The organism is Janthinobacterium sp. BJB446 (assembly GCF_002735655.1).
Lineage (GTDB): Bacteria > Pseudomonadota > Gammaproteobacteria > Burkholderiales > Burkholderiaceae_D > Janthinobacterium > Janthinobacterium lividum.
Genome location: NZ_PDZK01000004.1, coordinates 317,909 through 333,213, shown reverse-complemented (window position 1 = coordinate 333,213; position 15,305 = coordinate 317,909). Strand labels below are relative to the sequence as shown.

12 protein-coding genes are annotated in these 15,305 nt (G+C 62.7%); 6 read left to right on the top strand and 6 right to left on the bottom strand.

The window, feature by feature from the left end:
• Positions 1–11 precede the first annotated feature (11 nt).
• Complete coding sequence (locus CSQ92_RS23560; RefSeq protein WP_218964089.1) at positions 12–500, top strand: DUF2938 domain-containing protein; 489 nt, start codon at positions 12–14, stop codon at positions 498–500.
• On the opposite strand, the gene CSQ92_RS23555 is transcribed toward CSQ92_RS23560, so the two are convergent.
• Positions 497–2,926 carry a DUF3772 domain-containing protein gene (locus tag CSQ92_RS23555; protein ID WP_070282998.1) on the bottom strand — a complete coding sequence of 810 codons (2,430 nt, stop codon included), beginning with the start codon at positions 2,924–2,926 and terminating at the stop codon, positions 497–499. The two genes, CSQ92_RS23560 and CSQ92_RS23555, sit on opposite strands and share 4 nt — an antisense overlap.
• Before the next feature lie 268 nt (positions 2,927–3,194).
• Here CSQ92_RS23555 and CSQ92_RS23550 point away from each other — a divergent pair, with 268 nt between their 5' ends.
• Entirely contained in the window at positions 3,195–4,874 is a 1,680-nt protein-coding gene (locus tag CSQ92_RS23550; protein WP_099395542.1) for a methyl-accepting chemotaxis protein, read from the top strand.
• Between the two features lie 112 nt (positions 4,875–4,986).
• On the opposite strand, the gene CSQ92_RS23545 is transcribed toward CSQ92_RS23550, so the two are convergent.
• The 3 genes from CSQ92_RS23545 to msuE all read right to left on the bottom strand — a co-directional run bounded on the left by CSQ92_RS23545 (position 4,987) and on the right by msuE (position 7,665).
• Positions 4,987–6,015: a methionine synthase gene (locus CSQ92_RS23545; protein ID WP_099395541.1), complete on the bottom strand. Its 1,029-nt coding sequence runs from the start codon at positions 6,013–6,015 to the stop codon at positions 4,987–4,989.
• Between the two features lie 25 nt (positions 6,016–6,040).
• The gene (locus CSQ92_RS23540; protein ID WP_099395540.1) at positions 6,041–7,018 is read right to left on the bottom strand and encodes a DUF1852 domain-containing protein; all 978 of its coding nucleotides are present in this window, start codon (positions 7,016–7,018) and stop codon (positions 6,041–6,043) included.
• A gap of 65 nt (positions 7,019–7,083) precedes the next feature.
• Positions 7,084–7,665: an FMN reductase gene (msuE, locus tag CSQ92_RS23535; RefSeq protein ID WP_099395539.1), complete on the bottom strand. Its 582-nt coding sequence runs from the start codon at positions 7,663–7,665 to the stop codon at positions 7,084–7,086.
• A 129-nt stretch (positions 7,666–7,794) separates the two neighbouring features.
• Here msuE and CSQ92_RS23530 point away from each other — a divergent pair, with 129 nt between their 5' ends.
• Together CSQ92_RS23530 and CSQ92_RS23525 are read left to right on the top strand one after the other, a co-directional pair.
• On the top strand, positions 7,795–8,694 hold the full coding sequence (locus tag CSQ92_RS23530) for a LysR family transcriptional regulator (RefSeq protein ID WP_099395538.1): 900 nt from the start codon (positions 7,795–7,797) through the stop codon (positions 8,692–8,694).
• 13 nt (positions 8,695–8,707) lie between these two features.
• Positions 8,708–9,589, top strand: a complete 882-nt coding sequence (locus tag CSQ92_RS23525; protein WP_099395606.1) for a methylenetetrahydrofolate reductase — start codon at positions 8,708–8,710, stop codon at positions 9,587–9,589.
• Between the two features lie 67 nt (positions 9,590–9,656).
• Here the strand turns inward: CSQ92_RS23525 and glmS are convergent, their stop codons facing one another.
• Positions 9,657–11,486, bottom strand: a complete 1,830-nt coding sequence (gene glmS / locus CSQ92_RS23520; protein ID WP_034782627.1) for a glutamine--fructose-6-phosphate transaminase (isomerizing) — start codon at positions 11,484–11,486, stop codon at positions 9,657–9,659.
• 161 nt (positions 11,487–11,647) lie between these two features.
• Between glmS and CSQ92_RS23515 the strand changes: the two genes are divergently transcribed.
• Entirely contained in the window at positions 11,648–12,121 is a 474-nt protein-coding gene (locus tag CSQ92_RS23515; RefSeq protein WP_070257839.1) for an Lrp/AsnC family transcriptional regulator, read from the top strand.
• A gap of 314 nt (positions 12,122–12,435) precedes the next feature.
• Here CSQ92_RS23515 and CSQ92_RS23510 read toward each other — a convergent pair whose 3' ends face one another.
• Positions 12,436–13,137: a response regulator transcription factor gene (locus CSQ92_RS23510; RefSeq protein WP_099395537.1), complete on the bottom strand. Its 702-nt coding sequence runs from the start codon at positions 13,135–13,137 to the stop codon at positions 12,436–12,438.
• 80 nt (positions 13,138–13,217) lie between these two features.
• On the opposite strand from CSQ92_RS23510, the gene CSQ92_RS23505 reads away from it, so the two are divergent.
• Positions 13,218–15,224, top strand: coding sequence for a sensor histidine kinase (locus tag CSQ92_RS23505; RefSeq protein ID WP_180277098.1), 2,007 nt, complete (start codon positions 13,218–13,220; stop codon positions 15,222–15,224).
• Positions 15,225–15,305: the final 81 nt, after the last annotated feature.

Sequence of the window (15,305 nt, the reverse complement as noted above, 5' to 3'; positions counted from 1 at the left end):
TAGGAGTGGCAATGCAAATACTCTGGCTCGATGCGCTGGCCATCGGCGTGGGCGCGACGGCGGTGATGGATGTGTGGGCGGTGGCGTTAAAACGCTTCTGGTGCATTCCTTCGCTGAACTTTGCGATGGTGGGGCGCTGGCTGGGACATCTGCCGCGCGGCACGATCACGCACACCAACATCGCCCAGGCGGCGCCCGTGCGCGATGAAGCGATCCTGGGCTGGACGTTTCATTATGTGATCGGCGTGCTGTTTGCGGCCGTGCTGCTGGCGCTGGTGGGAGAGGAATGGGTGCAAGGGCCGACGTTCGCGCCGGCCCTGCTGGCGGGTGTGCTGAGCGTGGCCGCGCCATTTTGCATCTTGCAGCCGGGCATGGGCGCCGGCCTGGCCGCCAGCAAGACGCCGCATCCGACAGCCGCTCGCCTGCGCAGCCTGATGGCCCACACGGCGTTCGGCATCGGCCTGTACCTGGCGGCGCTGCTGTGGTCGACGGTCCGCTAGGACGTCAGCGGCGGCACGGGTGTGGGCGCCGGTGCGGCTGCCACCGCCGACATGGCAGGTGCCTCGGGCTGGGCCGGCACCGTACTCAGCACCATCGTGCTGGGCTTGGCGATCGCGATGTGCGCCTCGTCCAGGCGCTTGAGCAGTTCGAACAGCAGCGCGCTGCGGATGCCCGACGTCAGGCGCGGCGACGAGGCAAAGCCGGTGGCGTTGAACAGCAACAGGCCATTGTCGATGCCATCGAGCTGCACGCTGGGCGCCGGCGTGTCGAGCACGTCGGGATTGTCGACAAAGACGGACAGGATCAGCGCGCGCGCCGCCTGCGCATCCGTGCCCAGCGGCAGCGGAAGCTTGACCTGCACCAGGCCCAGCGGATTGGCCAGAGTCACGTTGCGCACCGTCTTGGTAATGAATTCCGAGTTCGGCACGATCACCGTGGAACGGTCGCCCAGTTGAATTTCCGTGGCGCGCACATTGATGCGGCGAATGTCGCCCTCCACGCCACCCAGCGACACCCAGTCGCCCACTTTCACAGGACGTTCGGCCAATAAAATCAAGCCGGAAACGAAGTTCTGCACCACCGCCTGCAAGCCAAAACCGATACCCACCGACAAGGCTGACGCCACCCACGCGATGCGTTCCAGGCCGATGCCGGCCGCCGACAGGGCCAGCGCCACGGCCAGCACGCCGCCGATGTAGCCGAACAAGGTGATGAACGACACTTGCATGCCCGTATCGAGATTAGTGGTCGGCAAATAACTGTTTTGCAGCCAGCGCTTGAACAGGCCCAGCGCAACAAAACCAACGAGCAGCACCAGCAGGGCCTGGATCAGCGCGGCAGGGCGGATCGCCACCTCGCCGATGGCCAGGCCATCCTGCAGCTTGCCGACCCGCTGGAACAGCTCGCCCGGACCTTCACCGAACGGCGCCAGCAGCAGCATCAGGGCCAGCAGCACGACGATGGCGCGGCCGATACCCGACAGCAGCACGGCCGCCTGGTCGCGCGCCTTGGGCGTGGCCAGTACAGGATGGGCCGCGTCCGGCGGCGGTGGCGTGGAGGCCAGCAGCATGCAGATATCGTCCACCAGCACCGTCAGCAGATAGGTGCTGCACACCACCACGATGACCCAGGCGATTTGCTTGGCGACAAAGCTGCCGAACGCCACATAGCCGATCAACAAGCTGATGACGCTCGACGCCAGCGCCAGCCACAACAACACCGTGACGCAGCGCAGCCACAGGGGCGTGACCAGGGTGGCGGGATCGGCCTCGCGCAACTGGCGCCAGCAGCGCTCGGCGCGCATCAAGCCATAGGCAATGGTCGTGCTCATCACCAGGGCAACGATGCAGTTGACGGCCACGGCCGTCGACAGGCCCGCATTGATGACGATGGTGACCCGTTCCGTCGCCCACACGAGCACGACGATGAAGGAAAACATCGACGGGAAGTTGCGCATGCGGTGCGCCAGCGCATCGGGCAGGGGCAGCAGACGCCACGACACGCGGCGCGGCGACAGCAGCGCGTGGCCGAGTCCCGCCGTAAAACCGGCAAAGCAGATGATGCCGATCAAGCTGCTGAGGAAAGTCGAGGTTTTTTCGGACAGGCCGCCCTCCCAGCGCAGCCCCATGGCCAGCAATTCCGCCACCAGGCCCGGCGTGGCCAGCGCCAGCACCAGCACGGCCAGCGCATGCAGGGAACGGCGCAAGCGGCCGTGCGGCACGCGCGTGGACGTCACCACCAGCAAGTAGCGCGAAGCCCAGACGCTGGCGCCGATCACGGCCACGATGGCGGCCAGCAAGCCGCCCCAGGCCGACCACGGCGTGGCGCCTGCCGCATTCGCCAATTCCAGCTCCAGCGCGCGCAAGCGCTGCAGGTTCTGCGGCAATTCCGCATGCAGCTGTTTCCAGAACGAACCGGCGAGTATCGAAGCCGTGCGCTCACCCAGGCGCGCCTGCAACTGGGCGCGGCGCACCGTCGACACCTGTTCCGAGGCCTGCGTCGCTTCCACGGCCAGCAGGCGCGCCAGTTTGACTTGCGCATCGAGCGCGCTGCTGGTGCGGTCCAGCTGGCTGCGCTGCGCCGCCACGTCGGGCGCATCTTTCGTACCCGCCGCCGGCTTGCCCAGCTCGGCCAGCCGCGCCTGCACGCTGGAGAGCGTCGGCGCGAGCGCATCGGCCACCTTATCCGCCTCGGCGCTGGCCGCCAGCGCATCAGCCCGCATCTGTGACAGGGTCGCATCATCGAGCTCCGCCTCGCCATCGAGCGCCTTCTGGATACCGGTGATCTGCTTGCGCAAGCCATCGAGACGCTGGTCGGCCGTGGCGGCGTCATCGACGGGCTGCGACCAGGCGGGCGGCGGGGCGAGCGAGCACGCCAGCAGCAAGGCCAACAGGAAGGGGAAGAAACGGAGACGGAAAGAAGTCATGCGGACCTATGGCTGGAAATGAGAAAAACGGCCGGATTGGCAGCAGCGCCAGTCATGGCGTGCTGCCCGGCAGGTGCCTGCCAATATAGCTGAAAACGCGGGCAAGCCGCAGGACAGGCGGAACTGGCGTGTGCCCCGGGGAGAAACTAGGCATATTGCCCTATGGAAATGTCATTCAAAAAGGTCTAGGATCGTCGTCCGCTTGGCGGCGCGGCAGCCATCTGCACGCCGCCGACCTTTTCACCATTCCCTCCGTATTGAGACAGCCATGAAGTTTTTATCCCACCTGACCATCGGCACACGCCTCGCCACAGGCTTTGGCACCATCGGCGCCATGCTGATCATCATCTCTTGCCTGGGCATCGCCATGCTGGGCAAGATCAACCAGGGCACCGGCCATATCGTGCATGACAGCATGCCCAAGATCGAGCTCGCCAACAGCGTGTCGGCCAACATCAACGATATCGCCATTGCGCTGCGCAACATGATGCTCAGCGCCGATCCGGCCGACCAGCGCAAACAAACGGACGCCATCCTGGCTGCGCGCCAGGCGGCGGCCGGCAATCTCGGCAAGCTCGCGAACATGCTCGATTCCGACCGAGAGCGCGCGTTGCTGGCCAAGATGAACGACGCCAACACCCGCTACGCGCAGGGGCAGGAGGCCTTGCTTGAACTGATCCGTAGCGGCACGCCGGACGACAGCAGCGCCTACCTGTACGGCCAGCTGCGTCCCGTATTGCTCGTCTATAAACAGTTGATTGCTGAACAGATCAGCTTGCAAAACACCCTGGCCAACACGGCGGGCGACAACGCCAATGCCACTTATGCCAATACGCGCACCTTGCTGATCGGCATGTCGCTGGCGGCACTGGCCATCGCGGCGGCGTTGGCGTATGGCATCACGCGCTCGATCACCGGCCCCGTCACCACGGCGCTGCAGGTGGCCAACACGGTGGCCGCAGGCGATTTGCGCAGCCAGATCACCGTGCAGTCACGCGATGAAATGGGGCAACTGTTGCAGGCACTCAAGCGCATGAACGACAACCTGGCGCAAACGGTGGGCACGGTGCGCGCCGGCACGGAAACGATCGCCTCGGCCTCGTCCGAAGTAGCGGCAGGCAGCCTGGACCTGTCTGCGCGCACGGAGCAGCAAGCCAGTTCGCTGGAAGAGACAGCCTCTTCCATGGAAGAACTGACCTCGACCGTCAAACAGAATGCCGACAATGCGCGCCAGGCGCATGTGCTGGCCGATACGGCCTCCGGCGTGGCGCAGCGCGGCGGCGCCGTCATCGCGCAAGTGGTGGCGACCATGCGGCAAATCGACGCTTCGTCAAACAAGATTGCCGACATCATCGGCGTCATCGATGGCATCGCCTTCCAGACCAACATTCTGGCCTTGAACGCGGCCGTGGAAGCGGCGCGCGCGGGCGAGCAGGGCCGCGGCTTTGCCGTCGTAGCCACGGAAGTGCGCAGCCTGGCGCACCGCTCCGCTGCCGCGGCCAAGGAAATCAAGACCCTGATCGACGACTCGACCCAGACCGTGGCGGCGGGCAGCGAGCTCGTGCATCAGGCCGGCAACACCATGAGCGACCTGGTCGACAGCGTGCGCCGCGTTACCGACATCATGGAAGAAATCACCTCGGCCAGCGCGGAACAGACGGCCGGCATCGAGCAAATCAACCAGGCCATCAGCGAGATGGACAACGTCACCCAGCAAAACGCGGCCCTGGTGGAAGAATCGGCGGCCGCCGCCGCTGCCATGCAGGAGCAGGCGGCTACGTTGGCGCAGGTGGTGAGCGCCTTCAAGCTGGAAGCCGGCGCACCGGCAAGCAAGCCGGCAATCGCCGCGACAACCGTACCGCACCAGCAAGCCGTCGCCCTGCGCGTGCCGGCGGCCAGGAAAGCTGCGCCAGCCGCCACGGCGTCATCCGACTGGGAAGAGTTCTAAGGCAGCAACGCCACAGGCGCCTCTCGGTGCCTGTGGCGTCATGCAGCATGGGCTGCTTCCTGTTACGCGATCTGATCCATGTCAATCAACAATCAAATTTGACACGACGCGGCTAGGCCGAGAGTTCTCTCCGGATGATGTCTGCGCCTGCACTGAGCGCATTGAGTTTGCCTCTGGCTACGTGACGAGACAAGGGCGCCATGCCGCAGTTGGTGCTTGGATAGAGTTTGTCGGCATCGACAAAGCGCAGCGCCTTGCGCAGGGTGTTGGCCACTTCCTCCGGCGTTTCAATGGTATTGGATGCCACGTCGATGGCCCCAACCATCACTTTTTTACCGCGTATGAGTTCAATCAGGTCGATGGGAACACGCGAGTTGTGGCATTCCAGCGAGATGATGTCGATATTCGATTTCTGCAGCTTGGGGAAAGATTCCTCGTATTGACGCCATTCGGACCCCAGCGTATTTTTCCAGTCCGTATTGGCCTTGATGCCGTAACCATAGCAAATATGCACGGCCGTTTCGCACTTGAGCCCTTCGATCGCCCGCTCCAGGGTGGCAATCCCCCAGTCATTCACCTCATCAAAAAAGACATTGAATGCGGGTTCGTCAAACTGGATGATGTCGACGCCAGCCGCCTCCAACTCCCGGGCTTCCTGATTGAGGATCTTGGCAAATTCCCAGGCCAGTTTTTCGCGGCTCTTGTAGTGGCTGTCATACAGCGTATCGATCATCGTCATCGGACCTGGCAGGGCCCATTTGATCGGCTGCGTGGTTTGCTGGCGTAAAAACTTGGCGTCTTCAACAAACACCGGCTGCGAACGGCTTACCGCGCCAACGACGGTCGGCACACTCGCATCATAGCGGTCGCGGATTCTGACGGTCTCGCGTTTGTCAAAATCGACGCCGCTCAGATGCTCGATGAACGTGGTGACAAAATGCTGACGCGTCTGCTCGCCATCGCTGACAATATCGATGCCTGCCTGCTGCTGTTCCTGCAGTGACAAACGCAAGGCATCCTGTTTGCCCTCGATTAATTCCTCGTCCTGCAATTTCCACGGCGACCAGAGTTTTTCAGGTTGGGCAAGCCAGGAAGGTTTCGGCAAGCTGCCGGCGGTCGAGGTAGGCAATAATTTTTTCATGGTGGTGATTTCGTGTGTTGGTTGGTCAGAGAGCGTAGCTGGCAGTCCACTGTTCAAGGACATTTTTGTATGGCTTGATGAAATGCTCTTCCGTATATTTGCCCTGCTTGACTGCCAGCTGGCTGCGCTCTTCCCGGTCATAGACAATCTGCGTCAATGAATAGTCCTGGTTCTTCAGGCTCGGCTGATACGACTTGCCTGCCGCCGAATTGGCGTTGTAAATCTCGGGGCGGTAAATCTTCTGGAACGTCTCCATCGTGCTGATGGTGGCGATCAACTCAAGATTGGTGTAGTCGCCCAGCAGGTCGCCGATGAAATAAAACGCCAAGGGGGCGGCGCTATCTGGCGGCATGAAGTAGCGAACCTGCATGCCCATTTTTTCAAAATATTGATCCGTCGAGGAAAATTCATTTTGTTGATACTCGATGCCCAATACGGGATGCTGATTCCCGGTCCGGTGATAGACCTTGCTACTCGAGGCGCTGATGCAGATGACAGGTGGCTTGCTGAAGCGCTCTTTGTACGTATGTGATTTGACAAAGTGCCGGAACAGCTTGCCATGAAAATCGCCGAAATCGTCGGGAGCGGTGAAGGTGGATTGATTGTTGTTATGCTCAGGCAGCAGCACGCTGAAGTCGTAATCGCGCACGTAGGAGGAAAAATTATTCCCCGCGATCCCCTCGATGCGTTCACCGGTTTTTTTGTCGATAACGGTCGGTTTCAATATCTCGATCAACGGGATATTACTGCCTTCGACATCAATATTCAGCTCCACCGAGATGATTTCAAGCTCTACCGAATAGCGGTCGCCGTTCGGGTTGTCCCAATGCGCCAGGTTGTTGAAACGGTTGTCTATCATCCTCAGGGTATTGCGCAGGTTTTCCTGGCGACTGTTTCCCCGGGCCAGATTGGCAAAGTTGGTCGTCAGGCGCGTATTGTCCGATGGATGATAGTTTTCATCGAAAACAATGCTCTTGATACTGAATATAAAATCTTTGCTCATGGTGATCTGGTGTCCTGATTTTTGCGAATAATGTATGTGTTGATGGCTGAGCGTCGTGATGCGTATCAGGCTGCGACCAGCTCTTCAGCAGTGGCAGATCTCGCATGCCGCGTCAAGTCGAGCAAGGGCAATGCCCGTTGCACTGCCAGCGTGGCCCGCTGGATCAGGGCTTCGTCCTGCAGGCGGTAGTCGAGGAAATCCTTGTCGGTCGCATACACACCCAGCGGTAATGTGCGTGCCTGGAAAAAGCTGAACAGCGGCCGCAACTGGTGGTCGATCATCAGGGCATGGCGCTCGCTGCCGCCGGTGGCCGCCAGCAGGACCGGCTTGTCGATCAAGGCATCCTGGTCAATAAAATCGAAGAAGTGCTTGAACAGTCCCGTGTACGCGCCGCGGTAGACCGGTGTTGCCACCACCAGGATGTCGGCTTGCTCGACCGCTGCAAGTTCCCGCTCCACCGTCTCGGGCAGGTGGGAGCGCCAGACCGCGCCGGCAAGCTGCGGTGCGAGCTGGCCCAGTTCGACCAGGCGTTGTTCGCACAGCACTTCGTCGGCGATCAGGTCCATCAGGTGCTCGGCCAGGGCGGCCGCCTTGGAAGGGCGTTGCAGCCCGCCGGAAACCGCGACTAAACGAAGTGGACGTGTCATGTTTGCTTTCATGTGGATGGATGCGCCAGGGCCGTAAGAGTGCAGGCAACAAGGGAATCGATGATAGCGGCGGGAATCGATGAAGTATAATGGTCTTATTTCATACATCCATGAACATGGCTCATCTCAATGCTTGAACGCATCCACCTCAGCATCGTCCAGCAGGTCGAGAAACAAGGGTCGCTGACGGCCGCCGCAGGCGTGCTGCACCTGACCCAGTCGGCCCTGAGCCACAGCATGAAGAAACTGGAACAGCAACTGGGCACCGACGTCTGGCTGCGCGAAGGGCGCAACCTGCGCCTGACGCAGGCCGGCCAGTATCTGCTGGCGGTGGCGAACCGGGTGCTGCCGCAACTGGACCTGGCCGAAGAGCGCCTGGGCCAGTTCGCGCAGGGCGAGCGCGGTGCGCTGCGCATCGGCATGGAGTGCCACCCTTGCTACCAGTGGCTGCTGAAGGTGGTGTCGCCGTATCTGGCCGCATGGCCCGACGTGGATGTGGACGTCAAGCAAAAGTTCCAGTTCGGCGGGATCGGCGCGCTGTTCGGCTACGAAATCGACTTGCTGGTCACGCCCGACCCGCTGTACAAGCCAGGGCTGACATTCGAACCCGTGTTCGACTACGAGCAGGTGCTCGTCGTGGCCAAGGGCCATGCCCTGGCTTCGGCGGCCTATGTGCAGCCTCAGCAGCTGACCCGGGAAGTGCTTATCAGCTACCCCGTGGACATCGAGCGCCTGGACATCTATAACCAGTTCCTGCTGCCGGCCGGTGTCACGCCCAAGCGCCACAAAGCCATCGAAACCACCGACATCATGCTGCAGATGGTAGCCAGCGGCCGCGGCGTGGCCGCCCTGCCGCGCTGGCTGGTCGAGGAATACGCGGCCAAGATGGACGTGGTGCCTGTGCGGCTGGGTGTGCACGGCATCGCCAAGCAGATTTTCCTGGGGGCACGCGAGACGGACACCGCCATCGACTACGTGCGGGCCTTCATCGCACTGGCGCGCCAGCCTGCCAGCGCCAGTGCGCAATGACCGCAGCGACGCCATGGGTCATCTCTTGATGCATCCAGCACAGCTCAGGGCCGCTGGCCACATCACGCACGCCTATTCCCTGGAAGTCAGTGCGAAGGACATGCCGGCATTGAACGCGGCGGCGCCGCGGATAGCGCCCGCGTCCACCATTGCCATTCCCTACCTGCCACGCGAGGATAACGACGCGCGGCTGGCCGCGGCGCGGACCGTGCGCAGCCTCGGCTTTGAACCCATGCTGCACCTGTCTGCGCGCCGGATTGCCTCGCTTGCCGAGTTTGAGTCGTTCATCCAGCGCGCAGTCGCCGAAGCCGGCGTCGAGCGCTGCTTCGTGATCGCCGGCGATCCATCCACCGCGATGGGACCGTTTTCCGACAGTGCCGCGCTGATCGACACAGGCGTGTTCGAGCGCGCGGGCATGCAGGTGATCGGCGTGGGTGGCCACCCGGAAGGCCATCCGGTCATGAGCACGGCCGAACAGTGGGAGGTGCTTGAACGCAAGTGCGACAGCATCGGCAAGCGGGGCATGGCGCCCTTGATCGTCACGCAGTTTGCGTTTGATGCCGACATCGTGTTGACGTGGTTGAAAACGCTGCGCGAGCGTGGCATTGACCATCCCGTGCGCGTGGGCGTGCCGGGCCCCGCGAGCATCGCGGTGCTGGCCCGTTATGCCGCCGTGTGCGGCGTCAGCGCCTGCGCATCGATGTGGTCCAAGTACGGCGTGTCCATCGGCAAGCTGTTCGGCACGGCAGGACCGGATCTGTTTGTCGAGCGCCTGGCCAATGGGCTGACCGCAGCACATGGCGAGGTCAGCCTGCATTTCTTTCCCTTTGGCGGCATCGCACAATCCGTGAAGTGGATAGAGCAGTACCGTGCTCGCACCGGCCCAGGCCTTTGAGCATCCGGTGTGACGAGCGCCTCTCTGGCGGCACCACGCCGCCAGAGAAAGGCGCAATCCCGCCTGCTTACTCCACCGTCACCGATTTGGCCAGATTGCGAGGCTTGTCCACATCCGTGCCGCGCGCCAGTGCCGTGTGATACGCGAGCAATTGCAGCGCGACCACGTGCAGGATCGGCGACAAATCGCCGTAGTGCTCGGGCAAGCGGATGACGTGCAAGCCTTCGCCGGAGCTGATGCGCGAATCGACGTCGGCGAAGACGTACAGCTGGCCGCCGCGGGCGCGCACTTCCTGCATGTTCGACTTCAGCTTTTCGATCAGGGCGTCGTTCGGCGCGATGGTGACGACGGGCATTTCATTCGTCACCAGGGCCAGCGGGCCATGCTTCAGTTCGCCGGCCGGATACGCTTCGGCGTGGATATACGAGATTTCCTTCAGCTTCAGCGCGCCTTCCAGGGCGATCGGGTAATGCATGCCACGGCCCAGGAAGAGGGCGTTTTCCTTGCGGGCGAACTCTTCGGACCAGGCGATGATCTGCGGTTCCAGCGCCAGCACGGAAGCGATGGCGACGGGCAGGTGGCGCATGGCTTTCAGGTGCGCCGCTTCCTGTTCTTCGCTCAAGTGGCCATTGACTTGCGCCAGGCACAGGGTCAGCAGGAACAGGCCGGCCAGCTGCGTGGTAAACGCTTTGGTGGAGGCCACGCCCACTTCCACGCCGGCGCGCGTGATGTAGGCCAGGGCGCATTCGCGCACCATGGCGCTGGTGGCGACGTTGCAGATGGTCAAGGTGTGCTGCATGCCCAGGCTGCGCGCATGTTTCAGGGCGGCCAGGGTGTCGGCCGTTTCGCCGCTCTGCGAAATGGTGACGACCAGCGTGTTCGGGTGCGGCACGCTGTCGCGGTAACGGTATTCGCTGGCCACTTCCACGCTGACGGGCACCTTGGCGATCGACTCGATCCAGTATTTGGCCGTCATGCCCGCATACGAACTGGTGCCGCAGGCGAGGATCAGCACGCGGTCGATCTGCTTGAAGATTTTATAGGCGTCGTCGCCGAACAGTTCCGGCATGATGCCCGTCACGCCTTCGAGCGTGTCGCCGATGGCGCGCGGCTGTTCAAAAATTTCCTTCTGCATGTAATGGCGGTACGGGCCCAGCTCTGCCGCGCCCGTGTGCGCATGCACGGTTTTCACTTCGCGCTCGACGGGCTTGCCATCGACGTCGACGATCCAGCAGCGCGACAGTTGCAGGTCGACCACGTCGCCTTCTTCCAGGTAGATGATCTGATCGGTCGTGCCGGCCAGCGCCATGGCGTCCGACGCGACAAAGTTTTCACCATTGCCCAGGCCGACGATCAGGGGCGAGCCCTGGCGCGCGGCGACCACGCGGTGCGGTTCGTCGCGGCAGAAGACGGCAATCGCATACGCACCGTCGAGGCGTTTCACGGCCTGCTGCACGGTCTCGAACAGGTCGCCGTTGTACATGTGCTCGACCAGGTGGGCGATCACTTCCGTATCCGTCTGGCTCTGGAAGACGTAACCGAGGGCCGTCAGTTCGGCGCGCAGTTCGTCGTGGTTTTCGATGATGCCGTTATGCACCAGCGCCACGCGGGCATTCTCTTCCGTTGGGGAAAAGTGCGGGTGGGCATTGAAGGAGACAGGGGCGCCATGCGTGGCCCAGCGCGTGTGGGCGATGCCCGTAAAACCGCTCAAGCCTTCTTCGGCGATCTGCTTTTCCAGCTCGGCCACGCGCGAGGTGGAGCGCGAACGCTGCAGACGGCCATCCGCATGCAGGGCGATGCCGCAGGAATCATAGCCGCGGTATTCCAGGCGCTTCAAGCCTTCGACCAGGATGGGAGTGATATTACGTTGCGCTACCGCGCCGACGATGCCGCACATGGAAACCTCTGTCTAAAATTTAATCAATGCACGCATGCTAATGCAGAGCGCATGAAATATGCTTTCTAAATCTGTGTATTTTTGACTGAATATTTCACACTCATTTTACGATGAAATATTATTTCATTTAGAATCGATTTATTTTCAAATTCATCACAATTATGAACGATAGCAACATTACCCTCGACGAGATCGATCGTCGCATCCTGAACGCCCTGCAAATTGATGCATCGCAAACCAACAGTGAGCTGGCGCAAGCGGTGCACGTTTCGGCGCCCACCTGTTTGCGGCGGGTCAAGCATTTACGGGAAAGCGGCGTCATCGAGCGGCAAGTGGCCATCGTCGCGCCACAGCTGGTGGGCGCGCGCCTGACGGCCATCGTGGAAATCACGCTCGACGTGCAGGCGGCGGAGCGCATGGCGGAATTCGAACAACTCGTGGCGGACGAGCCCGCCGTGTTGCAATGCTACCGCGTCTCGCCCGGGCCCGATTTCGTGCTGATGGTGCAGGTGGCCGACATGCCCGCCTATCACGCGCTGGCGCACCGCCTGTTCGCCGCGCACGCGAATGTGCGCAACGTGAAAAGCTATTTTTCCACCTTCCGCAGCAAATTCGAGACCCGCATCGCCGTGTGATTCATCGATGATATTTATCCACCGCTTGCCCACCGCTTGCCCACAGATTTATACGGTGCTTTTCCACCGCTTATGCTGTACTTGCCCACAGGTTTATACACAAGGTTGACGAGGGCTGGCGATGGCTGGCTGGCAGGGGGAGTGAGGCAGGTGCCACCGTCACCTGGCCCGCGCGGTGCCACAGCGGCATGAAAAGCGCGTGAAGATGTGGCAAGGCAAACTTGTGCACCGGCTGCACACAGCTTGCCAACAAGTTGCTAGCCTACTTATCGACAGGCTTATCCACAGCGCTTTCGCGGCGACAGGCGGGAAACTCAGGGGCGCACTTCGGCGTCCGCATAGAAGCGGTAGCCGGCATTGCGGGCGGTATTGATGGGCAAGGCCAGGCCCGCCGCCTGTTCCGCCTTGCGGCGCAAGCGGCTGATCTGCGTATCCAGGCGGCGCTGGTCGTAGCTGAGAAAATCCTCGCCCAGCGATTGCACGATCTGCTGGCGGCTGACGATGCGTTCCGGCTCGGCCATCAGCACGTGCAGCACGGTAACGTCCTGTTGCGACAGCGCAATAGCGCCACAGCCGGGCGGCAAGAGGCGGCGCGGTCCCAGTTCCAGCACCCACGCCGTGGCGGGCGGCGGCACGGCGGCGGGCAGGGGCGCGCCGAGGCGCCGTGCCAGCGCGCCCAGGGTGGCGGCCAGTTCGTCCAGGTCGGCGCTCTTGGGCAGGTAGTAATCGGCACCACCGCCCAGTCCGTTGACCTTGTCCTGCGTCGCCCCGCGCGCCGTAAACACGACGATGCCGATGGGCAGCCCCTGCTCGCGCAAGGCGCGCACCAGCACCATGCCTTCGCCATCGGGCAAGCCGAGGTCGATGATGGCAATGCGGTGCAGAGCCGGCGTGTAGCAGGCATGGAAGGCGGCCAGGTCGGCCACGGCGCTGACGCGGTAACCGCAATCGCCGAGAAACTCGGTCAGCTCGTGGCGCAGCACGGCTTCGTCTTCAAGCAGGATGAGGTTCAACATGGCGCAAGGATAACCGATCGCCGTGGGGCCGGGAAGTTGTCTTTCTGACTGCCCCGATGGCCGTGGTAAGCTGCCTCGCCATGAAAATCCTGCTCGCCATTTGCCTGTTGTTCGCCACCCTGTTCCCCCACACTGCAGCAGCAGCGCCCGTGCCTGCGCCGCTGCTGCTGCCGGCCAGCGGGCAGCCCGTGTCCGCCAGCGGCCACCTGCAGATGCTGCGCGATGCCACGGGCAGGCTGGGCCCCGATGCGGCACTGGCGGCGCCCGGCTGGCGCACCTTGCCCGGCGCCGTCAGCGCCGGCTACACGCAGGACGCCGTCTGGCTGCGCCTGGACGTGGCACGCGCGGCCGCCGCCCCCGATGAATGGGTCCTGCGTTTCAGCAACGCAGTGCTCGACGATGTGCGGCTATACCGCTGGGATGCGGCGGGCCACTGGATCTTGCAGGAGGCGGGCGCCGACGTGGCGCGCAGCAACTGGCCCATCGATGCACGCCAGGTGGTGTTTCCGCTGCGCCTGCAAGCCGATACGCCACAGCGCTGGCTGGTGCGCCTGCACAGCAAAAAGGCCATGTCGACGGAGCTGACCTTGCTGCCCAGCGATGCCTTCGACAACGCCTCGCGCCGCGAATACCTGTACTACGGCTTGCAGTTCGGCACTTATTTGCTCTTGATCCTGTTCCATATCTTTTTCTGGCGCATGACGCGCGAAGCCCACAGCGGCTGGTATCTGCTGTACGTGCTGACGAATGCCACGACGGAAGCACTGACGATCGCCATTCCCCAGCAAATCTTCAACATGCCGAACTGGCTGTCCGATCCCATGCTGGGCGTGTCGATGGCGATGTCCATCGCCGTCGGTGCGCGTTTTTCCACCTTGCAACTGGAATTACCGGCCCTGTCTCCCCGCTTCAGCCGCATCGTGGTGGGCTTGACGGCCGCTGCCGCGCTGTGCGGTGCGCTGCTGGTGCTGCATGGCGACTATGCCGCTGGCGTGCTCGTCGTGCAAATGACGGCCTTGCCATTGATCGTGCTGTTCATCGCCCTGGCCAGCTGGCTGGCGCTGCGCGGGCATCGTCCGGCGCATGCCTTCCTGTTTATCTTCGGCATCTTTTACGCGGGGGTAGTGATCAGTTTCCTGCGCAATATGGCCATCGTGCCACCGAACTTCTGGACCAACCATGCGGCCACCCTGGGCGCCTTCGTGCACATGATGCTGATGAGCCTGCGCCTCAACCGCCGCTACGCCGAATTGCGCCGCGCCAAGGACCGCGCGCAAGCGGAGGCGGTCAGCGCCGTGCGCGCCCTGAATGAACGCCTGGAAGAGCAGGTGGCGCTGCGCACCGTGGCGCTGCGGCAGGAAATCGGCCGGCGCGCCGTGCTCGAGGGCGAATTGCGCGCCGCGCTGGAAGTGGAAACCCGCACCCGCGAAGAACAACAGGATTTCGTTGCCATGGTGTCGCATGAATTCCACACGCCATTGGCCATCATCAATACCACGGCCCAGCAAATTGCCCGCAACGCGGACGCGCCGCGGGAAAAAACCTTGCAGCGCTGCCAGAACCTGCGCGAAGCCAGCGGCCGCATGACGGCGCTGGTGGATGAATACCTGAGCGCCGACCGCATGGAAACGAGCGCGGCAACCTTCCGGCCCCTGCCGTGCGACTTGCCCGCCCTGCTGACGGCCGTGCTGGCCGAGTGGCCGCCGGGCCGCATCGAGGCCAGCGTGCAAGCGCTGCCCGCCAGCGCCGTAGTCGATGCCAGCCTGCTGCGCGTGGCCCTGCGCAACCTGCTGAGCAATGCCGACCGGCACGCGCCGCAAGCCCTGGCGATCCGCGTACAGGCCGGCACGCTCGAGGACGGCCACGTGCAGATTGCCGTCAGCAATGACGGCGAGCCGCTGCCTGCCGATGAAATCCCGCGCCTGTTCCAGAAATATTTCCGTGGCCGCATCGCCCAGCACAAGCCCGGCGCCGGGCTGGGCCTGTATCTGGTGCAACGCATCGCCGCATTGCACGGCGGCCAGGTCACGCTGGCCAGCGCCGGCAACGACGGCACCATCAGTTTCGTCCTGCGCCTGCCCGTCTGACTCTCTCCCGCATTCCCGACAAAATCAGTCGGGAATCGCTCAGGTTTGCTCAATTTTAAATTTCCCCGTTCTGATATCTTT